At 39.6% G+C, this 24,345-nt stretch carries 22 protein-coding genes; 10 read left to right on the top strand and 12 right to left on the bottom strand.

The window, feature by feature from the left end; all coding sequences use genetic code 11:
* From pssA to G6Q06_RS00205, 7 genes are all read left to right on the top strand, one after another.
* Complete coding sequence (gene pssA, locus G6Q06_RS00235; protein ID WP_006564091.1) at window positions 1-711, top strand: CDP-diacylglycerol--serine O-phosphatidyltransferase; 711 nt, start codon at window positions 1-3, stop codon at window positions 709-711.
* Entirely contained in the window at window positions 708-2,918 is a 2,211-nt protein-coding gene (locus G6Q06_RS00230) for a heavy metal translocating P-type ATPase (protein WP_163565354.1), read from the top strand. The genes pssA and G6Q06_RS00230 overlap by 4 nt, the downstream gene beginning before the upstream one ends.
* The gene (gene copP / locus G6Q06_RS00225; RefSeq protein ID WP_163565353.1) at window positions 2,905-3,108 is read left to right on the top strand and encodes a copper-binding metallochaperone CopP; all 204 of its coding nucleotides are present in this window, start codon (window positions 2,905-2,907) and stop codon (window positions 3,106-3,108) included. Before G6Q06_RS00230 ends, copP begins: the two co-directional genes overlap by 14 nt.
* A gap of 2 nt (window positions 3,109-3,110) precedes the next feature.
* Window positions 3,111-4,766, top strand: a complete 1,656-nt coding sequence (locus G6Q06_RS00220) for an ABC transporter ATP-binding protein (protein ID WP_163565352.1) — start codon at window positions 3,111-3,113, stop codon at window positions 4,764-4,766.
* A 21-nt stretch (window positions 4,767-4,787) separates the two neighbouring features.
* A complete protein-coding gene (locus G6Q06_RS00215) occupies window positions 4,788-5,441 on the top strand; it encodes a hypothetical protein (RefSeq protein WP_163535096.1) in 654 nt (217 codons plus the stop codon).
* A gap of 12 nt (window positions 5,442-5,453) precedes the next feature.
* The gene (locus G6Q06_RS00210) at window positions 5,454-6,362 is read left to right on the top strand and encodes a PDC sensor domain-containing protein (RefSeq protein ID WP_163533107.1); all 909 of its coding nucleotides are present in this window, start codon (window positions 5,454-5,456) and stop codon (window positions 6,360-6,362) included.
* 107 nt (window positions 6,363-6,469) lie between these two features.
* Window positions 6,470-8,857 (top strand): AAA family ATPase, encoded by a 2,388-nt coding sequence (locus tag G6Q06_RS00205; protein WP_163565351.1) that lies wholly within the window; start codon window positions 6,470-6,472, stop codon window positions 8,855-8,857.
* Between the two features lie 47 nt (window positions 8,858-8,904).
* On the opposite strand, the gene G6Q06_RS00200 is transcribed toward G6Q06_RS00205, so the two are convergent.
* The 3 genes from G6Q06_RS00200 to G6Q06_RS00190 are packed head-to-tail and all read right to left on the bottom strand — an operon-like array spanning window position 8,905 to window position 10,764.
* Window positions 8,905-9,660: a glycosyltransferase family 2 protein gene (locus G6Q06_RS00200; RefSeq protein ID WP_163565350.1), complete on the bottom strand. Its 756-nt coding sequence runs from the start codon at window positions 9,658-9,660 to the stop codon at window positions 8,905-8,907.
* The gene (locus G6Q06_RS00195; RefSeq protein ID WP_240328910.1) at window positions 9,657-10,220 is read right to left on the bottom strand and encodes a glycosyltransferase family 4 protein; all 564 of its coding nucleotides are present in this window, start codon (window positions 10,218-10,220) and stop codon (window positions 9,657-9,659) included. Before G6Q06_RS00195 ends, G6Q06_RS00200 begins: the two co-directional genes overlap by 4 nt.
* Window positions 10,221-10,233: 13 nt before the next feature.
* Window positions 10,234-10,764, bottom strand: a complete 531-nt coding sequence (locus tag G6Q06_RS00190) for a glycosyltransferase (protein WP_240328909.1) — start codon at window positions 10,762-10,764, stop codon at window positions 10,234-10,236.
* 186 nt (window positions 10,765-10,950) lie between these two features.
* On the opposite strand from G6Q06_RS00190, the gene G6Q06_RS00185 reads away from it, so the two are divergent.
* Window positions 10,951-11,577, top strand: coding sequence for an NAD(P)H-dependent oxidoreductase (locus G6Q06_RS00185; protein WP_163565349.1), 627 nt, complete (start codon window positions 10,951-10,953; stop codon window positions 11,575-11,577).
* Between the two features lie 42 nt (window positions 11,578-11,619).
* Here G6Q06_RS00185 and G6Q06_RS00180 read toward each other — a convergent pair whose 3' ends face one another.
* Window positions 11,620-12,804: an epoxyqueuosine reductase QueH gene (locus G6Q06_RS00180; protein ID WP_163533112.1), complete on the bottom strand. Its 1,185-nt coding sequence runs from the start codon at window positions 12,802-12,804 to the stop codon at window positions 11,620-11,622.
* 93 nt (window positions 12,805-12,897) lie between these two features.
* On the opposite strand from G6Q06_RS00180, the gene G6Q06_RS00175 reads away from it, so the two are divergent.
* A complete protein-coding gene (locus tag G6Q06_RS00175) occupies window positions 12,898-13,233 on the top strand; it encodes a cupin domain-containing protein (RefSeq protein WP_163563802.1) in 336 nt (111 codons plus the stop codon).
* Window positions 13,234-13,358: 125 nt separating this feature from the next.
* On the opposite strand, the gene G6Q06_RS00170 is transcribed toward G6Q06_RS00175, so the two are convergent.
* The 6 genes from G6Q06_RS00170 to G6Q06_RS00145 are packed head-to-tail and all read right to left on the bottom strand — an operon-like array spanning window position 13,359 to window position 20,661.
* Entirely contained in the window at window positions 13,359-14,504 is a 1,146-nt protein-coding gene (locus G6Q06_RS00170; RefSeq protein WP_163565348.1) for an alanine dehydrogenase, read from the bottom strand.
* Between the two features lie 9 nt (window positions 14,505-14,513).
* A complete protein-coding gene (locus tag G6Q06_RS00165; protein ID WP_240329122.1) occupies window positions 14,514-15,788 on the bottom strand; it encodes a hypothetical protein in 1,275 nt (424 codons plus the stop codon).
* A 9-nt stretch (window positions 15,789-15,797) separates the two neighbouring features.
* Window positions 15,798-16,733 (bottom strand): arginase, encoded by a 936-nt coding sequence (gene rocF, locus G6Q06_RS00160; protein WP_163565347.1) that lies wholly within the window; start codon window positions 16,731-16,733, stop codon window positions 15,798-15,800.
* A 1-nt stretch (window position 16,734) separates the two neighbouring features.
* Entirely contained in the window at window positions 16,735-18,255 is a 1,521-nt protein-coding gene (locus G6Q06_RS00155) for a mechanosensitive ion channel family protein (RefSeq protein ID WP_163565346.1), read from the bottom strand.
* Complete coding sequence (gene aroB, locus G6Q06_RS00150; RefSeq protein ID WP_163565345.1) at window positions 18,242-19,252, bottom strand: 3-dehydroquinate synthase; 1,011 nt, start codon at window positions 19,250-19,252, stop codon at window positions 18,242-18,244. Before aroB ends, G6Q06_RS00155 begins: the two co-directional genes overlap by 14 nt.
* On the bottom strand, window positions 19,252-20,661 hold the full coding sequence (locus G6Q06_RS00145) for a COG3400 family protein (RefSeq protein WP_205426645.1): 1,410 nt from the start codon (window positions 20,659-20,661) through the stop codon (window positions 19,252-19,254). The genes aroB and G6Q06_RS00145 overlap by 1 nt, the downstream gene beginning before the upstream one ends.
* Before the next feature lie 54 nt (window positions 20,662-20,715).
* Here G6Q06_RS00145 and tgt point away from each other — a divergent pair, with 54 nt between their 5' ends.
* Entirely contained in the window at window positions 20,716-21,819 is a 1,104-nt protein-coding gene (gene tgt / locus G6Q06_RS00140) for a tRNA guanosine(34) transglycosylase Tgt (RefSeq protein ID WP_163565344.1), read from the top strand.
* On the opposite strand, the gene ftsZ is transcribed toward tgt, so the two are convergent.
* Both ftsZ and ftsA read right to left on the bottom strand, forming a co-directional pair.
* Window positions 21,816-22,949 carry a cell division protein FtsZ gene (ftsZ, locus tag G6Q06_RS00135; RefSeq protein ID WP_163535089.1) on the bottom strand — a complete coding sequence of 378 codons (1,134 nt, stop codon included), beginning with the start codon at window positions 22,947-22,949 and terminating at the stop codon, window positions 21,816-21,818. The two genes, tgt and ftsZ, sit on opposite strands and share 4 nt — an antisense overlap.
* A 4-nt stretch (window positions 22,950-22,953) precedes the next feature.
* Entirely contained in the window at window positions 22,954-24,339 is a 1,386-nt protein-coding gene (gene ftsA, locus G6Q06_RS00130) for a cell division protein FtsA (protein ID WP_006564025.1), read from the bottom strand.
* Window positions 24,340-24,345: the final 6 nt, after the last annotated feature.

The raw sequence follows: 24,345 nt of genomic DNA, 5'->3' as shown, positions 1-24,345 counted from the left end.
ATGCCCATCAAGCCTTTATATCTCTTCCCCAATCTTTTTACAGCGGGCAGTATTTTTTTAGGCATGATGGGGGTGTTTTATGCCTCTAAGGGAAGCTTTGTAACCGCATGCTGGTTAGTGGTGGTGTGTTTGGTGTTAGACGGACTAGATGGACGCGTAGCAAGATTAACCAACACCACTAGTAAATTTGGCTTAGAATTTGATTCGTTAGCAGATGTGGTGGCTTTTGGAGCAGCCCCTAGTGTTATCTCTTATTTTTATACGGGCTATACTTATGGGCGCATGGGTATGGCTGCTTGTGCTTTGTTTGTGATCTTTGGGGCTATTCGCCTAGCCCGTTTTAATGTAACCACCCAAACCACCGATCCCTACTCTTTTATTGGTATCCCTATTCCTTCAGCAGCGGTATTAGTGGTATTGGCTATTTTGCTTGATTTTAAATATAACCTGTTTAAAACCCAGTATGGGTATTTAATGCTTGTTTATATCGTGTTTTTAGGCGTAATGATGGTGAGTAATATCCGCTACCCTAACTTTAAAAAAGTCAAGTGGAATTTAAAACTCTTTGTTTTGCTAGTGTTTTTCTTATTGGTTCTTTTTGTACGGCCCCTAGAAATGCTTAGTGCTTCTATGCTTTGTTACTTGCTTTATGGCATTGTGCGCTGGATTTTTTTAATGGCTAAAATCATATTCAGGTACACACAAAAATGACTACCAAACACTTTTATATTGAGGGCATGACTTGTAGCTCGTGCTCAAGTGGAATTGAACGCTCTTTAGGGCGCAAAAAATACATTCAAAGTATTGTAGTGGATTTAATTAGCAAAAAGGCGGTGGTTAACTATGATGAGAGTCAAGCTAGCCTAGAGGATATTTTTAAACAAATTGAAAAGCTAGGTTATCACCCACAAAATGAGGCTTTCATTAACAAAGCCAAAGACAGCACTAAACCTTCCTTTTTTAATCCTGCTTTTCTTACGCCCAATTACAAACTCATTTTAACCTTTTTAGCCAGTCTAGGGGTGCTCAGTCTTTCTATGTTTGCTAAATTCCTCCACTTGCCCCCAGTTTTACAAAACCCTTTTAATAATGGCTTGATTCAGTTATGTTTTACTTTAATTGCCATGCACATGGGACGGGATTTTTATCTACAGGGTTTTAAAGCCCTTTTTGCATGCCAACCTAATATGGATAGCCTAGTGGCTCTTGGTACTGCTAGTGCGTGGCTTTATAGCCTATTTTTACTCTCTAAAGCCTATTTACACATCCCCATAGAGGGCTTTTATTTTGAAGGCGTATGTGTGATTTTATTTTTTGTCATGCTTGGCAAGCGGATAGAGGAGCGTTCTAAAGATAAGGCTTTAAAAGCCATGCAAACTTTAATTAGCCACCAAAGCAAGAGCGCGTTTAAACTAGATGGGGATCAAATTGTAGAAGTTTCTATAGAAAGTTTGCAAAAAGGAGATGTACTCCAGATTTTACCCGGGAGTTATATCCCAGTGGACGGGGTGCTTTCTAAAGGCGAGGCTGAAATTGATGAGTCTATGTTAAGCGGTGAGAGCATGCCTGTGTATAAAACAGAGGGCATGGAGGTTTTTGCAGGCACGCTTAATACCACCACGACATTTTTCATGCGCGCTACGCACACACCAGAAAATAGCACCCTACATAAGATTTTAGAGCTCATTAATAACGCTCAAGGTTCTAAAGCCCAAATTGCACGGCTAGCAGATAAAGTAGCTGGGGTGTTTGTACCAGTTGTCATTGCTATTGCTAGTTTAGTTTTTTTAGTGTGGCTTATTTTAGGGGATTTTAAACAGGCTTTGGAAGTGTTTGTAGCCGTTTTGGTGATCTCTTGTCCATGTGCTTTAGGCTTAGCCACGCCCATGTCTATTTTAGTCGCCCAAAAAGAAGCGAGCTTACTAGGGTTGTTTTTTAAAAATGCACAGGCTTTAGAAAAGGCGCGTTTGGTTAATTATGTGGTTTTTGATAAGACAGGTACACTTACTTTAGGCAAACCAGAAGTACAAGAGGTACGCGTTAAAGAAGGCATAGATTTACAAAAAGTATTAAGTTTATGTGCGAGTTTAGAGTCGCATAGCGAACATGTGCTAGCTCGAGGGATTGTAAGTTATGCTAAAGAGCAAGGCGTGATCTTAGAAGAGGTAGAAGATGCGCAGGCTAAACCGGGTTTTGGGATTTGTGGCAAAATAGAAGAGCAAGTTTATAAAGCGGGTAATTTAGAATATTTCAATGCAGAAAATCCTTTTGAAAACTTAGCAGGGATACCGGTTTTTGTTGGTACAGATTCAGAAATTCTAGGCGTATTTGTACTAGCCGATCGTCTAAAACCGGAGGTAAAAGAGGCCATTTTACAACTCAAAGTTTTAAACATCACCCCCATGCTTTTAAGCGGGGATGCTTTGTTAAATGTCAAAGCCCTTGCTACAGAACTGGGCATAGAAAACTACAAAGCACAGGCTAAGCCAGAGGATAAATTAAAAGTTATAGATGAATTGAAAGCACGGGGTCAAATTGTGATGATGGTAGGCGATGGCATGAATGATGCGCCTAGTTTAGCCCGTAGCGATGTGGGGGTTGTGATGGCTAAGGGTAGCGATGCAAGTCTAGAAGTGGCCGATGTTGTGAGTTTTAATAACGATATCCAATCAATTGTAGGTGCGATCAAACTGAGCATGCACACAATCACTAATATCCAACAAAATCTCTTTTGGGCCTTTTGCTATAATAGCGTGGCTATTCCCTTAGCTTGTGGGGTGGGTTATAAACTAGGCATTATGTTTAATCCCATGCTAGCAAGTTTAGCCATGAGTTTAAGCAGTGTCAGCGTGGTACTTAACGCCCAAAGGCTTAGGGGTATTCATTTTAAAATTAGAGGATTACATGCAAGAGATTAAACTTAAAGTTATAGGCATGACATGCCAACATTGTGTGGATAAAATAGAAAAATTTGTAGGAGAACTAGAGGGGGTTAATAAAATTGATGTGAGTTTAGAAAAACAACAAGTGGTGGTTGCTTTTGAGAATCCTGCAAATTTAGAGGCTATCAAAGAAGCTATTTTAGATGCGGGTTATGAGTTAGGCTAGACTTGCAGGTTTTTTTCAAGCGTTTTTATCCCTATCTTAAGGGGCATATGCGGGCTTTTGTACTTGTAGTGATTGCCTCTATTGTTGTCGCTCTTAGTACAGCTTGGGGGACCTATCTAGTCAAGCCAACTTTAGATGAGATTTTTATTGAAAAAGACACCCGCATGCTTTCTATCTTGCCCTTTTTGGTGATTTTGGCTTATCTGGGCAAGAGTGGGGGGATTTATGTCCAAACTTATTTCACTAATTACATCGGGTTAGACATCGTAAAAAAATTGCGCGATCACATGCTTTATACCCTTTTAAGAATGGAAATCCGTTTTTTTGAGCGCACTAAAAAAGGCGAGCTAATTACCCGCATCACTAATGACATCGCTTTAGTACGCGCCAGTCTTTCTAATTATTTATCCGAAAGCATGCGCGAAATGCTCACCGTTGTAGGTTTGGTAGCTGTAGTGATTTATCAAAGCCCTAAACTTGCCCTCATTGGTCTTATTATCATGCCCCTAGCGGCTTTCCCACTTAGTAAAATTATCAAAAAGGTTAAAAAGCTTAGTAAAGCCAATCAAGAGACCAATGCGCGCATGACGGCTAGGTTATCAGAAATCTTTCATAGCGTAGAAGTGGTGAAAACTTCTAATGGAGAGGCCTTAGAATTGCAGGCTTTCCAAAAAGAAAACCAAACCTTTTTTGATCTGAGTTTAAAGGGCATTAAATACGCAGAAATTTCTAGCCCTCTAATGGAATTTTTAGGTTCTATTGCCATTGCTTTAGTGATTTATTTAGGCGGACTAGAAGTGATCAAAGGGCATATTAGCGTGGGGGCTTTCTTTTCTTTTATCACCGCTCTTTTTATGCTCTACACTCCTATAAAGCGGCTGGTTAGAATTGCCTCTAACTTTCAAGAAGCTTTAGTTGCCGGTGAACGGATTTATGAAATTTTAGAAAGAGAGCCGGGGATTGTAGATGGATCGTTAATTTTACAAGAACCCATCAAGCACATCGCCTTTAAAGAAGTGTATTTGGCCTATCAAAATAACCATCAATTTGCTTTACAAGATATTAATTTAGATTTTAAGCAAGATCAAATCATCGCTATTGTTGGTAAAAGCGGGAGTGGAAAAAGCTCACTAGTTAATTTAATTTTACGCCTCTATGAACCCACTAGAGGGGAAATTACAATCAATGACATGTCCATTAGTTCTTTGCAACAAAAGAGTTTGCGCGATCAGATTGGCATTGTCAACCAAAGGGTATTTATCATTAGTGGTAGTGTGGCTGAAAATGTGGCTTATGGGCTAAGCATTAATGAGGAAAGGGTACTAGAATGTCTCAAGCAGGCGCAGGCTTTGGATTTTCTGCAAAGTTTAGGCGGAATAGGGGCTAATTTAGAGGAATTTGGGGCAAATTTAAGCGGGGGACAGCGCCAAAGAATTGCCATCGCCCGTGCGCTGTATCGCAACGCTAGCGTGCTTATTTTTGATGAGGCCACCTCAGCGCTAGATGTGCACACACAAGAGGGGATTAAAGAAACTATCTATAGCTTAAGAAAAGATCGTTTAATCATCATCATTTCGCATAATCCTGCTAGTTTAGAAATTGCTACCCATATTTATACTTTGGAGGAAGGACAACTCCAAACTAAAACCATGTTATAATACGCTCCTCTAGGAGAGTGCATGGCGATGTGGCGGGTTATTATTGTGGGGCTTTTTTTGCTGGGCTGTAAAGATGTTGTTTTTACCCTACCCTCTTTAAAACTCCACTACGCCGTTTCACAAATCCCTACAAAAGCTAACTTAGGCCCGCTTGTCTTGGGTTATCCAGCAGTGGTGTTTAAACATCACTTTGTACCCAAATACGATCAAAAGAAATATATCCTTGCCTTACAAAAAGGTGTGGGTGCTTTGTTAGAGGCTAAGGGTTATCAAGTGAGTCTAGCTAGTACAGCCACAGGTGCTAAACTGAGTGGTACTATATCCTTAGGCTTTAATAGTGTGCCCAGAAATCTTAAAGCAATTCAGGCCGTACTTAAAGAAACGCATAATGATTATTTAGACCCCACACAAGTTTTACACATGTTAATGGCCACTAGTGATCTAAAATTACAAATTTGTAATAGCACAGCTCCTTCATGTGTGATCCAAGTTTATACTAAAATCCAAGAACCCGTTTTACAATTTAATGCAATAGATAGCGATCCTAATGAGAGGGGCGATTCTAATCAAAATTACAACAATGCCCTAACGCAGGCTCTTAATAAATTGTATGCCAAAACCATGCAGACAATGGAAAGTACCTTTAAAACCCCAAAGACTTTTATGATTCAATGATACGAGGAAACCATGCTGTCTAAAGATGTTACCGAGTATGCAAAAGTCAGAAGCGAGTTATATGCCTATGTTTCTTATCTATTCACCCAGAATATTAAAAACTATCTTAAAGAGCCTACCTTAACATATATCCAGCTTTCTATGGAGCGCATCAAGCAAGAGGTGCGCATTAAAGAGGATATTTTTATTCTGGATAAAAATGGGAATTTAATTGATAGAGAGGGCAATGTCAAAAGCAGTTTTACACGCAATTCTTTAGAGAGGGGGTATTTTTATGAAGCAGTTACCGAGCGCCGCTGTATCATCACAAACCCCTACCCCACCCGCAATAACCGCGGGTTAGTCGTTACAGCTGCCTATCCTATTTATAACGATCAAGAAGAGCTCTTTTATGTTGTGTGCATGCACATTCCAATTAAAACAGCCATCGCGCTAAGCTCTTCTTCTAGACACTATGGCGCTTTTGCTGAGGGTAGTGTGGTGATGTACTTTGCTATCTCTATCACGCTAGCTATTGTAGCACTTCTTCTTTTTGTCAAGAGTATTTCTAGTTTATACATGGCCTTTATCCATTTTAATCATTTTGACATCAAGGAGGTTTTTCACCCGATTGTGCTTCTTACTTTAGCCTTAGCCACGGTAGACTTGGTCAAGGCCATTTTTGAGGAGGAGGTGTTAGGCAAAAACAGCGGGGATAACCACCATGCGATCCACCGTACCATGATTCGCTTTCTTGGATCGATCATCATCGCTTTGGCCATTGAGGCTTTGATGTTAGTCTTTAAATTTAGTATCAGCTCGCCGGATAAAATCGTTTATGCTGTGTATCTTACCGGAGGGGTAGCGGCTTTACTTATTAGCCTAGCTATTTATGTTAGATTTTCCTATGGCGCGGCTAAAGATTCTAATTCCAGACGCTAAGTTTTGCTTGAAATAAACCCTTAATTTTAATAGAGTTTAGGCCATATTTAATAGAGTTTAGACTACAATAAAAGTTTATTGCAACTAAAAAATAAGGAATTTAAGATATGGATATGTGTCGTATTAGATTTAAAAACTTTAGGAATTTAGGGGTGGGTATAGGAGGTGATGGAGCTTGGTTAGATGTTGGCGGTTTAAGGCAGGGGGGATTGATTTGTCTTATTGGAGCTAATAATGCGGGCAAAAGCAATGTATTAGAGGGGATTACTAAAATAAATAAAGGGCTTGAGCAGACTGATTGTGCTGACTTTATGAATATAGGAAAAGTGGAACCTTGTGTATGCCTAGAATTACATTGTAGGGCTGAACCCATAGAGAAAACCTTTGTACTATCTACCATCAGTGAGACTACCTTAAAGGTTTTGAAGGACATCCTAAAAAAGAAAAATCTTGCAGACATCCAAGAAGCGTTTAGGGAGCCTGTGGAGGTGATCTATGGAAAAAATGAAGTTAAAGGAAACATGAAAGAGGCTATTTTTTTAAAGACAATCGATGGGATAGTGTTTTCATGCGCAGCAGAAGTGGATCAGTCAAGTACCTTAAAATGTGTTCGTGTATTAGATAATGAAAGTGACATCAAAGAAAAAATCAATGTCCTACCAAATATTAAGATTGCCTATGAAACAGCAGAAAATACAGGTGATGCTAAGGATTTAATAGAAGTCTTAAAAAATCCTGAATCATTTGTACTGTCTAGCATCATTGAAAATGCCTTAGAAGTTTTGGGAAGCATCCTAAAAAATAAAAATCTTGCAAACATCCAAGAAGCGTTTAGGAAGCCTGTGGAGGTGATCTATGGAAAAAATGAAGTTAAAGGAAACATGAAAGAGGCTATTTTTTTAAAGACAATCGATGGGATAGTGTTTTCATGCGCAGCAGAAGTGGATCAGTCAAGTACCTTAAAATGTGTTCGTGTGCGAGGGGATGAAAATGACATCAAAGAAAAAATCAATGTCCTACCAAATATTAAGATTGCCTATGAAACAGCAGAAAATAAAGGTGATGTTAGGGATTTAATAGAAGTCTTAAAAAATCCTGAATCAGTGGTTTATACCTCAGTGGTTTACACCAAGCAAGCCACCCTCCAAGGGGTAGAGGTACAAGATTCCCCTCCCCCACCACTCAAGTTCCCCAACATTGTTTTAGCACAAACCAAACCTATTAGTGATCAAGATTGCACAGTCTCTTATGAACAAATAAAAAAATCCACTGAAAAATCCACTGAAGAATCCACTTTTTTCAATGTACTCTTTGATATCTTAAAAAAAGATGAGAAGTCTTTACTTGAAGCTTATCAAAGATATAAGAAGGAGAACAAAATAGCGTATTTAGACGACCAAGAGAACGATATCGAGGAAAGATTACAAGAAGTAGTCCAGCAGTTTAATAAAATGTATGCACAAAAAGGTCTCTATAATTTCAAGGTGAAATTACGCACGGATAACCTATCTTTTCATCTTTACGAGGGTAGAGAGACAATCTTTCTAGACCGGCAAAGTACGGGGTTTAAGAAATTCTTTAATCTTTTTTTTAGTTTCCTCTGCAAGGGCAAAATTGGAAAAGGTGATCTGGTGCTTATAGATGAGCCAGAAAATAGTTTGTCTATTCCAGCCCAAAAGGAGTTACAGCGCTTTCTAAGAGAGTTTGGACAAAAAAATGGCATCACTTTTATTGTGAGTACCCATTCCCCTTTTATGCTAGACACCAAACATTTAGATTCAATACGCTTGGTAGTTAAAAATGATAAGGGTAAGGGGGCACGGATTCAAAATAATTTTTCTAGCCTAGATTTGGGAGAGGTGGATGTTTTAAAAGAGATTGTTGAGGCACTTGGGTTTTTGGAGATTAATTTTAGAGAAGTTCAATTGATTTTTGTGGAGGGGATTATGGACTATAATATCTTGAGCGCCTACCAAGAAATTAGAGATACGAAATCCGATTTTGTTTTCTTACCTATCGATGGGGTTGGCGACGCCGAAAAGGGAGAAATAGAGGTAAAGATCCCTAAACTTCTTAAATTCATTGAAACAATGGATTTGAAAAAAACCCCAATTCTATTAGTTGATGGAGATCGGGCAGGTGACGAGGCTGTTAGGGAGGCCAAATTGAAATCCATGTCTATATCTGCTTTTAGTCTCAAGAATATTTCCAAAGATTCTAAAGATTCTAAAGAGTCTAAAGAGTCTAAAGAGTTTAAGACTATAGAGTCCCTCTTTAGCCAAGAGGATCGCGAGAAGTTTGATCTAATAGATTGCAAAGATAGGCAAGAAGCAAGCATGGTTTCTAGTGCCTTTAAAAACACTCACGATTTAAAAGACAAACTAAGCAATGAAACCAAAGAAAATTTAGAAAAGGTCTTCAAATTTTTAGAAGATAAGATTAACAAGAAGACAGACAATGATGATAGGGAAGGGGTAGACAATGGGGCTTCATAATAGCCTAGCTATTTATGTTAGATTTTCCTATGGCGCGGCCAAGGATTCTAATTCCAGACGCTAAATTTTGCTTGAAATAAACCCTTAATTTTATAGGGGTATCTTAAAAGCATAGTGAGTAAGTTAGCTTTAATCCCATTTTCTTTGCAGGCGCGCAAATTCTCCTTGTTGGCTAGCCACAAACTTTTAAACCCTTGCGTACTCACTCCTCCTACTCCCATTTTAATAAGCACTTCAGGCAGATAAGCCCAAGCAACCCCTCCCTTAAGTAAGGTACGCACTAAAAACTCATAGTCAGCGGCTATTTTATAATCTATCTTATATCCCCCAAAGCGCGTATACACCTCCTTTCGTACAAAAAGTGTAGGGTGTGCGGGCACGCGCCCATAAAAAAAGAGTTTGGGATCAAAGCTTGCGCTTTGATAATAGCGCACCACCTTAGCACCCTTTACATACACCAAATCCCCATAAACCATTTGTGCTTGTGGGTTATCTTTAAATGCTTGTGCTATTTTTTCTAAAACTTGAGAGTGGGCGTATATATCATCGCTATTAAGTATTCCAATGATTTCTCCTTTAGCTAAAGCAATGCCCTTATTCATCGCATCATAAAGCCCTAGATCGGGCTTACTATGTACTAGAAGATGTGGATAGGCCTTTAAAAGCTCTAGTGTCCCATCCACACTCCCCCCATCCATAATCAGATGTTCATAGGGTGCTTGGCTTTGCTCTAAAACAGATTGAATCGTGTGCTCTAAAGTTTTTACCCTATTTAAAACTGGTGTAACCAAACTAATTTTCATAAATACGCCTCTATCTGTGCTTTATTTTTATCCTCTAAACTCCATAACTGCGCCCCTTCCAACAAAGTAGAATAATACATGCCCAAATTCTCTAAAAGCTCTTGTAATCTCGCGCTATCTTTTAGACAAAATAAAAACCCATTGACCCCCTCTTGCACTAAAACTTGTGCCTCACAGGCCAAACTCACCAAAACAGGCAATCCTGCTGAGAGCGCCTCCTCCACCACCAAACCCCAAGGTTCTTTAAGACTAGGTAAAATTAACATATCATGCGCACAAAGAAGTGAATTTAAACTTGCATTCTCTATAGCTCCTAAAAATACAACATTAGGGCTTGCCATGTTTTTAAGTTTTTCCTCTAACTCCCCTGTTCCCACCACGCTTAAAGATAACTCCGGCAAATGCGCAAAAACTAAGAGAAGAAACTCTAAATTCTTAACAGCACTCAAACGCGCTATACAGATAAATTTTTGGGCATAGGGGCGTTTTTCTCGGCGCTTTTTTGCAGGATAGATTATTCCTACCCCATGTGTGATTTTAATCTCTCCTTTAAAGTGCAAGGCTTTTAAAAGATTAGCATGTAATTTTGAGCAAAAAACCTAAAGTGGCTAAGTCTAGTCCAAAGGGGCTATTAAGGATACAAGAATGTTTATACACATGTTCATTCTCATCGTTATAGTAGTGATCTCCCCCCGTAAAAGCCCACATGTCATGTAAAGTCCACACTAAAGGCTTTTTAATTTTGGGCAAATCTCTTAGGGGCAACATCCCGCCTGCAATCCAATGTAAGTGCACAACATCCGGATCAATCTCTTTGATAGCAGATAAAACAGAGCTAAAGGGCAACCAGCCCAAGTTAAAAGTACCTTTTTTGCGTTTGGGGTAGAGCAAAATAGGCGCTTTATCTAAATAGGGGCGCATCATAGCTAGAGCTTTAGCTAAATGCGTACGCGGGCCTAAGATGCGATCATTTAGTACACCCCCTCGCGAGTCTTGTAACCACACATAACTATCCACCCCCTCTTTTAAAAGCGCATAGTGTAACCGCAAAGTTGCCTGTGTTGCGCCACCAATTTGTGTAGCGTTTAGATGCAAGACTTTCATTTAGCGTGTTTTAAAGCTTCTAAAGAGTTATCAACAAGCCGTTTAATTAAAATGATCTGACCCTTCATTCTGATCTAAGGGGCGCATTTTAACATGCCCACCCTTTATTAATCTTTTGGTGCTATACTGCCACCCTGTTTTAGGCTAAAGCCTCTGAGGATTAAAATACAATCAAAGGATGGTTAGATGCAGTTTCAACTTAGCCCTAACGAACTTAACACCGTTTTACACCGCCGTTTTGTCTGTAAAAAATTTGATCCAGATTATTCGCTTTCTCAAGAAGTGTTAGAGCAAATTTTAGAAGCCGCAAGGCTAGCGCCTAGTTCTTATAATACCCAGCCTTGGGAATTTATTATACTTCAAGGTGCGCGCAAAGAGCAAATTTTACCCTTTGTCTATTTTAACACGCAAGTGGTACAAACCTGTGCGGCTTTAGTGGTGGTGGGTTATATGCATTCTGGCGCGCTCACTGCTGATTATCTGAATCAATTTTTTACCCAAGAATACCGCCAAAGGGTGGCTCAAGGTGTACAGACTTTATTAAAAGATCGCCTACGCAACGAACAAGTTTTAATTGAAGCTTACATGAAAGAGCAATGTTATATCGCTGTAGGCCAGATGACTTTAGCAGCAACTTTAATGGGTGTGGATTCTTGTATTATGGGAGGGTTTGAGGCTGAAAAAATCTATGAAGTCCTTAATGCCTATGTCAATCCGCCTAATATTGCCTGTTTAGTAGCTCTGGGTAAAGCTGCTATGCCCACCACAATTAAAGCACGCAAAGAAAAAGGAAGCGCGATTAGGTATCTTTAATACTAAGAATGGGCGCTATTTTTTTAGGCTTTAGGGCGCGTTTTAGGGGGTTTGTACTAGATAAAAGTTTTTATGTGTGAAAAATTGGGCTACAATTTCTACAGAGATTGGAGATTGCAGAAGGCGTAAGTCTTCTACAATAATAATAGGCTGGATACTTTCTATGCCAACTAGTTTTTCGCGGATGTAAAGCTCTTGATCGTAGCTTAGTTTAAGGGCTTTTAGCGGTTTGTGTGGTGTACTTAGTAGAGTACTAACACCCCTTGTATCTAAAAATAAAGTTTCATCTTTCAAACTAAAACCTAACTCTATATCTTGAGATTTTAGATCAAAATGGTACCGCTGGCTACATATTTTTTCACTTAAGGTTGGTTTTAAAGAAATCTTTTGAATCTGTAGATCTTTAATAGTAACTTTCTTTTCCATAGAGTGTTTTAAAATATGGCTAGGAAGTGTCTTATCATTGATCTTAACTAAACCTCTACAAAGCAAATAGGTTTGCAAACTTTGTTGTAAAAGTTCATAATTTTGTTGTTTTTCTTCTAAAATAGCGCGTTGTTTGAAAAGTTCTAGGCGGTGGGTTATGCTGGCTGGGTGGATTTGGCGATCTAAAAAACTGATTAATTCTATACATGGCTTGTTTTGCGCCTCCCTTTGATCATTAAGGGCAAAGTAACACCCGCAGTAATTTTGGCGATACAGTTTATCTTGTTTGGCTAGTGCGTTTTGCTTAGCAACACCTCCCTTAGCACGGACATTTAAATAAACAAACTCTAGACCATATCTTCTCCCAATCAACTCCCCTTGTGTTTTTAAAACTTCTTGTTCTTTCATAGGAGAGGAGAGAAGAGTTGTACTAAAATGCTGGTTACCTAGCATGAGTGCCATTTGTGCGCTGGCTTCTAAACGCACATCAAAACAAACGCTACAACGAGCCCCTTTTTCTTTCTCTTGTTCTAACCCCTTGATTGCTTTTAACCATGTATCTAAAGTGTAATCGCCCTCTATTAGAGAAATATCTAACATTTTACAAGAACGCTTCACATCTTGGAGTCGTAGGTGGTATTCTGTAATGGGGTGGATATTAGGGTTATAAAAAAAGCCTGTTAAGGGGGTATTTGGATAAAGCTTTCTTAATTCTTGTAAAAAATAATGGCTATCTACAGAACAACAAATGTGTACAAGCATAGAGACCGGGTTAACCTTTGCAGTATTTAAATCACTCATTTTTTATCCATTATTATTTAAAGAGCATTATACTAGAACTCTTACAATCTATGGATTTATCTGGCCAAAATAATCTTAAGCTAAAGGGGAGTTATGCAAGTTTTACATTTTTTACAAGGCGTTAGTTTTGATAGTTTGCACATTGAAAAGCTTTTAGAAACAGATAGCGGTGTAGAAATCCGCATCTGTATGCCAAGAGCAGAGGAGATGCGCAAACACCAAGCGCCCGGAGCGATTAAAGTACGGGTGTTACAAGGGCGGATTTGGTTTGAAGTAGAAGGGCAAAAACACACTTTAGAGACCGGGGATTGTATTAGCCTAGATGCCAATGTAGCCCATAGTCTTGGGGGATTAGAGGATAGTGTTTTAAACTTGAGTTTAAGCAAAATAGATAGCGTGCAAAGAGTGTTAGATGTGGCTTCTAAATAACGCCTAGTGTTTCTGGATTTAGAGGGTTATTTTTTTAATACCATATAAATATAATAACCCACTCCGCCTATTAAAACACACACCAAGAACACTAATAGAATTGTGTCTAGTACGCCCATATATTTTTAAGTTAGTGCCTCCAAAATTTCTACCACACTTTTATAAGGTAGATCAAAACTTCTAGCGATATTTTCTTGTGTTAAATATCCTGCATAAGCGCTTAATCCCCCTGAGGTGTTGGCAACAGTTTTAGTATTGGCCTTCAAAAATTCTTTTAGGCCATGTTCTAAAAAGTAAGCCAAATAGGGCAAACTTGCATGGCTATAGGCAACCGAACTACTTCTAGCCACCACCCCGGGCATATTAGGCACGCCATAGTGTAATAACCCTTCAGCTAGATAAAGAGGATTAGAGTGGCTAGTTTGATGGATACTCTCCACACACCCGCCTAAATCACAAGCCACATCTACCACCACCCCGCCCTTTTGCATTTTCTGTAAGTGCCGTTTTAAAATAACTTTAGGTGTACGAGTGCTTGTGATGAGTACCGCACCAACTAACCCTACAGCCCCCTCTAATGCGCGCTCAATATTCTCCTCATTGATTCCTAAAATTTCTAAATGGTGAGCAAAAGTGTAGGGGTGGTTTTGTAATTTAGCATAATCTAATTCAAGCACCACTACCCTAGCCCCTAATAAACTTAGCACTCTAGCGGCCTCCAAACCCACCACGCCACCACCTACTACCACCACTTTAGCCCGCATTTCCCCCACAAACCCCCCTAATAAAATCCCTTTCCCAAACACTCCGGGTAAATGTTCTAGCCCTAATAAATAATGTTGGATCAAATGGGCGGCTAGTTGGCCTGCTACCACACTCATAGGCAAAAGCATCGGGTAATTGTTTTTAGGCCCGGCAATGGTTTCTGTACAAATTGAGAGAATTTTTTTCTCTACTAGCATGGAGGCTAAAGATTTATTGTAAGCCAAATCTAAAAAACTAAAGAGGGTAGCCCCTTCTTGTAAAAGAGAGTATTCATGTTCTAAGGGTTCTTTGCATTTGACTACGATACCTTGCTCCCAAGCCTTTTTATGAGAGACGATAGTAGCCCCTGCTCTAGCATAATCCTCATTGCTATACCCGCTCATCAGCCCCGCATTTTCTTCAACTAACACACTGACATAATGAGTCAAGAAAGCCACATCTTGGGGGATCAAACCCACCCTAGATTCTAAATCCATGCTCTCTTTGACTAGACCAATGCTTTGCATTAAAACTCCCTATGCTAAAACTTGTTCAAATAGCCACTCACGGATAGGCTCAATGCTATAGGCAATCTTCCAAGTATTGCGGTGTGCACTGCCCTTATTAGTGTCTGTGGGCGATAATACACTTCCCTTAGAAAACACAACATACCGGATAGTAGCCTTTTGATCGCTTAGTTTTTCATAAGCCTCTTTAAACTGCTTAGCCTGCCACGCCCCATTCCACACACCTTTAGCAATTTTAGCCCCTTTTTGCTCTAAAAACGCAACAATGGCATTTTCCCCCGGATAAGCCCCCGGATCATCAGCTGAAACCATAATAAAAAGTTTATCTTTAAGTAAAGGCGTACATAGTGAGGCTTTCCACTGTCCTGCTACCAAAAAAGCCCCTGCAAAGAAATTAGGGTATTTAATTAACATCGCAATAGAGGCCATGCACCCCATAGACTGGCCGGTGGTATAAAGCCGTTTAGAATCGATGGGGTATTTTTTGCTCAAACTTTGGATTAGATGGATAGTTGTGTCTAAGAGGGGCGAGGCCTTAGAATCATCATCTACTAGCACCGTATCATACTGGGGGGCTAAAACAAAACATGGCCGTTTTGCTTGTTCTTTAGGGTGGGCAAAAATCACAGCGCCTAGACCTTGTAAAAGCGTGGCTTTGACAAAAGTACTAATCGATCCAGCATCGTGGATAAAAAGTACAAGGGGGAGGGGTTTTTTGCTACTATCTTTAGGGATAAAAAGATTGTAGTGGAGGTTTTGGTGGTTGGTTTCATCGTAAAAATCTTGGGCGATAAAATCCTCTACTATGGGGTAGTAAATAGAAGAAATTTCAAGAGGGTGGGAATTGAGAATCTCAACATGGGCTTTGGGGGTTTTAAACATGAGATTATGCCCTGAGGGTTCACCGGCCTTAAAGCGGGGTTTATCCACCTGCTTAGGCGCGCCTTTTTTCTGCTTGAGTGCCACCTCCTCTTTTAAATCAATCTGTGCATCATCTAAAGAGAGTTCTAAGATTACAAATTTTCCTTTAACAGTTGCCTCTCCTTTGGTTGGGCTTTGGCGCAGATAGACTTTTTGAATCGTACGCCCTTCTACTTTAAAAGCACTAGCAATCACACTAGAAAGAGGCTTGTCATAAGCCACCACTACAGCGCTTAAATGCGCCCCGTCTGCAAAAACCTCTACAATACCCATTGCCTTAATAGGCTGTATACTCCCTTCTAATGGCGCTAAAAGAGATAAACTCACACCACAACTAGTGAGGATAAATTTTCTACGAGTCATGTAAATTCCTTATTGAAATTGATTTAAAACACTTTGGGCTAATTGTAAAACCACCTTTTCATCTTCTCCATCACCTGTGTATAATTCAGGGTTATACTCTGTAATCTCAACAGCTGCTAAACGCGTTTTAAAGGTCTGTAAAAGCCCTTCTAAAAGTGCATGCAATTCTGAGGGCTGCAATCCATTATTTTCGCGTACACCTGTAGAACTAAAGATTTTCCCATCTAAGATGTCAATATCTAGGCTTAAATAAAGAATATCTACCTCTTTTAATAAAGCTTGGCTTTGTTCTAGTACACCTCTTAGATCCGCACGGATCGCATCCACACTAAAAAGAGGAATCGCGCATTCTTTAATGACATTTCTCTCGCTTGCCTCTGTACTGCGCACACCAAAATAGACTAAATGTTTAGGATCAAAAGCTAATACGCCATCTTGCATGCCCAAAGCACAGAGTTTTTGCCAATATTCTTGTTCTTGTCGGTTTAAAGGATTAGGGCCACTATGGACATGATTAAGCACCATACCCAAAGGCATGCCATGGATATGTTTTGAATGGCTATCATAAGCGGTATGGATGTCTGCATGGGCGTCTAAATATAAGATTCCTAGTTTTTTCTGCGGATGTGTGCTACGCAAAGCTTGGATAATACCAAAGGCATTCGCATGTTCTGAACTTAAAATTAATGAGAAGCATTGCTTTTTAAACACCTCCTGTAGACCCGGGATTAATAAAAATTTACAAAAGCAATAATAATCCTCAAAATGCTTAGCGTATTTAAAAAAGGTATTTAGAGTGCACTCCTCTTGCCCAATGGTTACTGTTTCTATTTGTGGGTATTTTTGAAGTAACGCATTTTTTAAACGCTCTACACCTGTATTACTGCCTTGTTTGGCGCCTCCCATTTCGGCATTTAAAGCCACTAAAATAAAATGATGTTGCATGTTAAAGGCTACTTTCTTGTTTTTCTTGGATTTCTTTAAGAGCGGTGCTTAAAAAGACATCGCGGGTTTTTAAAAAGGCTTGTACCACATCGGTAGAAATTTTAGAGCGCAAACTCAGAGTCGCATAGGCATTGGTTAGATAAGAAACATACAAACGCATGCCATCTTTTTCTGTCATCGTATACACTTTTGGCGTTACTTCAATGGCGCGTAAAGCGTATTTAGTGCGCATTTTGCTAAACTGGGTTTGGGCGATGTCGCTATAGGGTTGTGAGTGGGTTGTGGCAATTTTTAAGGCAATATCCATTGCCCTTTGGTGGTTAGAATCAAAGGTTAGGAAAAAATCCACACTATCCCACACCGTCTTTAAACCTAAATGGCTGTAATTAGACACTAAGCCGGTAAAGACATAGTTATTAGGGATAAAAATAATACGCCCCGCGCGGCCATTATTTTTAAGATAGGTGGTCAGAGTAACATCTTCAAACAAAGTAATATAAAGCATGGAAATATCTAGTACATCTCCTATATACACCATCCCATCTTTAGCAACTTTGATGCGATCGCCTACATGCAAACTACCCTTTAAAACAATACTAAACCACCCTAGCATGCTCATGAATAAATCACGCATGGCAATGGCAAATCCAGCGCCTACAAAGCCTAACATCGTAACTAGATAAGAGACATTTTCTAAATAGGCAAATAAAAAGATAAGCACCACCACATTGGCATTAATAAAATTAATTGCCTTATTAATCGTGTAAGCCCGCTCATCGCTGTATAAATATTTGTGGCTAAGGTGTTTGAGTATCCAAGCTAGCACAATACTAGAACAAGCAATTAACAAGACATAAAGGAGTTTAAAAACTTGATCTCTAATTTGGGATTTAATGTTTTGGGTATTTTCCTCCATATCCTTAGTATAAGCATCTAAACTAGCCTTGAGTAGATCTTGTGCGCTTTCAAATTCAATTTTTTTAACCCGTTCTTGATAAATCGCCACATCCCATTGTTTGGGCTGCATGGTTTGTAATTTTGTTAGAATTTCTATTTTTTGATTAAGCGCGACAATGATTTGCTTGAGGACCTTTTGGTGTTGCTGCATGGTGATTAACTTAGCGCGCATGGTTTTAATAAAAGAGAGGCCGGTTACAATGGCTAAGGGACTAGTGATATTGGGAATATTGGTGATGGCGGGCTTTTCAACTAGTTCTTTAAAAGGATTAGTTTTATACGATTCAAGCAATTTTTCTTGGTGTTGCAAAGTTTTTAGGCTGTGATTAAGCGCGCTAGCCTCTAGAGTATCTGCTTTAAGATTTTTCAAACGCTCTTTTATGCGCTGAATCTCTAAAGAGATTTTCCCATAATTTTCAAAATTTTTAAATTTTTGTAACCAAATGCTATCTTGGCTTTCTAAATTTTTCTCAATTTTATTAAGTTTCATTTGTAACTCTTGGCTTTCAGACGCAACAAGTAACCCGGCACAAAGCAAAATTATCAAATACCTAGCACCACGCATTTAAAACCTCTATAACGCGATCTTTAGGTACTTGTTTGGCTTTGAAGTTTCCAAGACCTGTGGGTAAAATAAATGTAATCCCGTTGACATTTTTTTTATCCATCTGTAAATCTTTATAGAATTGTTCTACATTTGTAATTTTATAGGTTAAATCTAATTGGTAGCGCGCTAACAAATTTTTAATCCGTATCTGTACTTTTTGATCTAAAAGCCCTAATTGACACGCTAAGGCATTGGCCATTTGCATGCCAATAGCCACCGCCTCCCCGTGCAATAATGCCTCATAAGCCCCTGCTTTTTCAATGGCATGCCCAAAAGTATGCCCATAATTAAGCCCCATGCGTAGCGCCTCTTCTCTTTCATCTTGTATCACTACTTTAGCTTTAATAGTTATACTTTTAGCAATGGCTTGTTCTAGGTGTTGTTCTATAGAGTGATTTTCTAACCATTCAAAATAAGAGGCATCAAAACACACCGCCTTTTTAATCATCTCAGCTACACCGGCATAAAAAGCGCGCTTGGATAAGGTGTGTAAAAACTGCGGATCAATATAAACGGCTTTGGGTGAGTGAAACGCTCCGATTAAATTTTTACCATAGGCATTATTAATACCGGTCTTACCTCCAATGCTAGCATCTACTTGGGCTAGAAGGGTGGTTGGGATATTATAAAAGGCAATGCCTCGTTTATAAATTGCGCTTGCAAAACCCACCATATCACTCACCACTCCCCCACCCAAAGCCACTAAACAATCCTTACGGCTTAAATTAACCTCAAAGGCTGCATTTAAGATTTTTTCTAAAGTTTCCCATTTTTTATACACTTCGCCGGTAGGAATAACGATCTTAAAAACTTTAGAAGCTTGGATATGGTTTAAAACTTGTTCTAAATATAGGGGTGCAACCACCGTATCACTCACCACTAAAACCTTACCGGTATAAGTAATTTGGGGTAGCGCGCCAATCTCAATAGGGTATTTTAACAGATCAAGGCGCATCACTCCACCACCGGGATAAACATTTGGGGGTGTATATCACTTAAAAATACGATTCGTTCTACTTTAGTAGAAAACATCCAAAAAAACTGGTTTTTTGTAATACAAGATTCAAAGGGTAAAAACTGTACCACAGGGGTTTCTAAACTTCTTAGAAATAGCACGGGGTTTTTAACATGTGTGCGAATCACCTTGATTTTCCGGTTATAAATGTGGGAGAGATGTTCGTAATTTTCAATAACCTCTACTTTGTAACGCTTATCTGGATCAAAATCGTATAATAACATGTCTAAATTCATTTGGGCACACACATCAAACATCACAGAAGAGATATCCTCGTTTTGTTCCATGTCCTTGTTTAACACAACCATGCTTTTGCTAATCCCCTCAAAACCCCTAGCACTCGTCTTAAAAATCGGTGTGAGGATCTCAAATAAAACCTTGCGGTTATCCCGTTTATTAAAAATTTCTTTGCCAACCACCACTAGGCCAATTTTCTTTTGGCTATCTACTTGGAGTTTTTCTGCAAAACAAGAGCCCTTAAAGTCTAAAACAATGCGGATATCTTTAGATTCAATGGCACGGATTTTCTCAATAAAGGCTGTGTAGGTGGGGCGTAAAACTTGGATATAAAGCATGGCGCTTTTGAGTTGATCGTGTAAAACTAGCGCTTGATCAATATCTCTTTCTAAGGCCTCCATAGATTGCAAATGCATGTCAATGTAAAGATAAATATCTCGCCCAAAGGGAGCAGGAAATTGCCCTACATTGCTTCTTACTTGTAAATAGACATTATTAAGTGTTTCTGGATTACCCACAGCTAGTAGTTGATCTCTTGGTTGAATCACCATAGCAGAGTGGCTTAAATAAAATTCATTTTTCCGGTATACCCCCACAATGCGGTAGTCTTTTTGGTGTAACGAACCAATGTGGCGGTAGGCAAAAACACTCCCAAAAGGTACGCCAATCTCCATCACCTCCCCCTGCTCAAGCCCAAAACCTTGTGGTACACTAGGGACATTAGGGATTTTAGCGATGAATTTATTAGCAATAATTTGGGTGTGATCAATTAATACAAGCCTCTCATCTTTAACCCCCTCCAAACCTTGATTAACAATTAAGCGCGCTTCTTTATTTTTCTGACGGATAATTTCATAGATAACCTGTTGTTCTTGGGTATTTTCTAGCAAAATAAATATATCGCTTACATTAGCATCAATGAAAGGATAAAGACGATAGGCAGAGGTAGGATCAAATACATGTACTTCAAAAGTACTAGGTAGAGTACTAGGTAAACAGCTAGGGTCTTTGGTGATCACTAGATAAAAATTATTGCTAAAAAATTTGGAGACTACTAACTCCATAAACTTTTTAGCCACCACGCCCTCAACAATTAATGCAACCTTTTTCAACCCTAATTTCCCAGCGTTTTTAGCTATTATAATGTAAAAAAGCTAAGGTTAAAAATGGATTTTAGGCTAGACCGGGTAGATGGTAAAGCCCGTGCGACAACTTTATTTTTATCCCATGGAATGGTACAAACCCCTATTTTTATGCCCGTAGGCACGCAAGCTAGCGTGAAAAGTTTAGACGCTTTAGATTTAAGCCAACATCTTAATGCTCCTATTATTCTAGCCAACACCTACCACCTTTATTTAAGACCGGGGGCAGCATGTATCAAGCAATTAGGCGGGTTGCATGGTTTTACCCAATTTCCGGGTAATTTTTTAACCGATAGCGGGGGGTTTCAAGCCTTTTCTCTTTCAAGCAACACTAAATCCCATGATCAAGGAATTGTATTTAAATCCCATATTGATGGTAGCACTCATCTTTTTACGCCCTCTAAAGTTTTAGAGATTCAATATGCCCTTAATAGTGATATTTGTATGGTTTTAGATGATTTGGTAGGTTTGCCAGCCTCAATAGATCGCTTAAAACTCTCCGTGCAAAAAACCACCGCTTGGGCACTAGAAAGTCTGAAGTACCACAAAGAACATGCCAAACCCAATCACCATATCTTTGCCATTATACAAGGAGGCATTGATCAAGAGCTACGCAAACAAAGCGCTTTAGAGTTGTGTGGTTTAGATTTTGATGGCTTTGCTATTGGCGGATTAGCCGTAGGAGAAAGCGCACAGGAGATGTATGCGACTATAGAATACACAGAAGCCTTTTTACCTGCACATAAACCGCGCTATTTAATGGGAGTGGGTACGCCACAGGATTTATTAGAAGCCATAGAGCGGGGGGTGGATATGTTTGATTGTGTGATGCCTACGCGCAATGCTAGAAATGGGACGCTTTTTAGTTCAGAGGGAAAAATTTCTATCAAATCTGCACAATATAAGCAGAGCCAAGACCCCCTTGATTTTAATTGTGCTTGCTATACCTGTAAACACTACTCTAAAGCGTATTTAAGCCACCTTTTTAGGGCTAAAGAATTAACCTATTTTCGTTTGGCTAGTTTACACAACCTCTTTTTTTATTTACAACTAGTACGCGGCGCTAGAGAGGCGATTTTAGAGGGGCGTTATGCTCGCTTTAAGGCCTTTTGGTCTGAGAGGCTTTAATCCTTTTGGTGGCGCAAATAAGCAGGAACATCTAAATCCACATCCCCATAATCTCCATTACTAGCCAAACGCAGACCCTCTAAAGTACCCTTAGAAAAACTAGGTGCAGATTCTACTTTTTCCTCTTTATTTTCTGTAGGCTTTTCAAAACCAGTAGCCACAATGGTAACTTTTACATGATCGGTTGGCATGTTAGCTGAGGTGCATTTACCAAAAATAATATCTGCATCATCATCTGCCATAGACTCCACAATAGAAACCGAATTAGTGATCTCTAAAAGCGGGTAATCTGGGTGGCATTCAAAGTTAATGAGTACGCCCATCGCGCCATTAATGGATACATTATCAAAAAGCGGGGAGGCAATGGCATTTTCTACCGCCACAGTGGCCGCATTCACTCCGGTAGCCTCACCTATGCCCATTAAAGCTAACCCGCGGTGATTCATCACGGTTTTTAAATCCGCAAAGTCTACATTAATGTCGTTTTCGCCGTAGTTAATGATCATGCTAGAGATGCCATTAACCGCTTTAGCTAAGACATTATTGACCTCTTTAAAACTATCTTGCATGCCTGCATTTTTATCAATATAACCCACTAATTTTTCATTAGGAATTACAACAATTGAATCACTCACGGCCTTAAGTTCTTTTAGCCCTTCTTCAGCAATCTTAGCGCGCTTCTTACCCTCAAAATTAAAGGGTTTGGTAACTACAGAAACGGTTAATGCCCCCGAATCTTTAGCAATCTGGGCAATCACCGGAGCAGCCCCCGTGCCAGTCCCTCCGCCTAAACCGGCTGAAATAAAAACCAGATCCGCACCTGTAACCATTTCTTTAATGGCTTCTACGCACTCTTGGGCTGCTTGTTTGCCAATCTCAGGCTTCATGCCCGCCCCCCTTCCGCCTGTGATCTTCTCACCCAAGCGGATTTTATTTTTTGCACAGGAGGCCTTAAGCGCCTGCCCGTCTGTATTAGCCGCTACTAGGGTAATATCTTTGTAAGTACCCGTAGCAATCAGGTGGGCAATCATATTTGACCCCCCACCCCCTACGCCAATTACGACAATCTTAGCCCCATTGGTTTCAAAAATTTCCTCTACACCTATATCTTCCTCTAACGCCACAACTATTCCTTTAAAATAACTTAGAGCCCCACTCCTTGATCCGCTCTAAAAATCCCCCTCTTTTAGGTACTTCTTTATGGGGATACATTATATCTTTTTTTCTCTCCTTTACACTCTCTACCTCGTTGGTGTGTTTTAGATTAGTTAAATCGGTTTCAATGTAATTGCGCTCTTGGGTATAGGTAAAGGCAGAGGGCAATTCTGTATGTTTATTCTCTTTGTAACGAATCACTTTTTCTGAATCTTTTTCATAATTAGTGTGTTTGCCCGCCCCATATAAAATTAAACCAATGGCAACCGAACTAGTTGGATCTTTTAATTCTTCAAACAGACCATTTAGTTCAACAGGCTTAGCGATGCGCACAGGGATATTTCCAAAAATCACTGAGGCGACATTTCTAATTCCCTCTACATGAGTCATGCCCCCAGTTAGCACCACTCCCCTACGGATACTATCTTGCAAGTTGCTTTGTTTTAAACGGCGATTAAGCACATCAAAAGTTTCTACCACCCGCGCGCGGATAATGTCGTGTACTAATTTTAAAGAAAGGCGGTTTTTCTTATTTTCTGAGGAAATATCCGGCACTTCAATTTCTTGATCGCTCTCCTCTGCAATGAGATTTCCATACTGCCGTTTGATATACTCCGCAACACCTAAAGGCACTTCTAAAATACTGGCTAGATCGTCTCTAATGTGCTCTGATCCTACATTAAGGTAGTTATTAAAACACATAGAACTACCTCCATAAACCATCATGTTACAAGTCCCTCCGCCTAGATCAATACATGCCACACCTAAAGCTTTATCATCTTCATTAAGCACGGCAATAGAGGCGGCATAAGCGCTTAAAACCACATTTTCAATTTTTACCCCCGCAATTTGGATGGTCCGCCTCAAATTTTCTAGACTACTGCGTTGCACGGTTACAATATGGGTAGAAACTTCCAAACGCGATCCACTCATGCCCATAGGATCTTCAATATTATCTTGGTTATCTAGTTTAAACTGATAGGGCAAGATATGAATTACTTCATAACCAGTAGGGATATGAGCACTATGCAGAGCTGTATCTAAAACGCGGTTGATCTCTTTAAGCGTGATTTCATTATTAGGAACATTGATAAGCCCGGAACTATTCACACTTTGAGTACATGCCCCAGAGATAGAAACGATAGCCTTTTCAACAAAATTTAGCCCGGCCATGCGTTTAGCATCTTCAATGGCTCTTTTTACAATTTCGCCCGCTTGGCTGATATTGCTAATATTGCCCTTTTTAACCCCCTCAGATTTATGCACACTCACGCCAATTACTTGGGGTGTCCCCTCTTTGATCTCAGCGATAATGGCACAAATCTTACTAGAACCAATATCTACACCAAGAATAATCGGATTCAAAACACA

The sequence above is a fragment of the Helicobacter suis genome (genome assembly GCF_902196135.1).
Classification (GTDB): Bacteria; Campylobacterota; Campylobacteria; order Campylobacterales; family Helicobacteraceae; genus Helicobacter; species Helicobacter suis_A.
The sequence above is the reverse complement of the archived record's forward strand: the minus strand, read 5'-3'. Positions and strand labels throughout refer to the sequence as shown.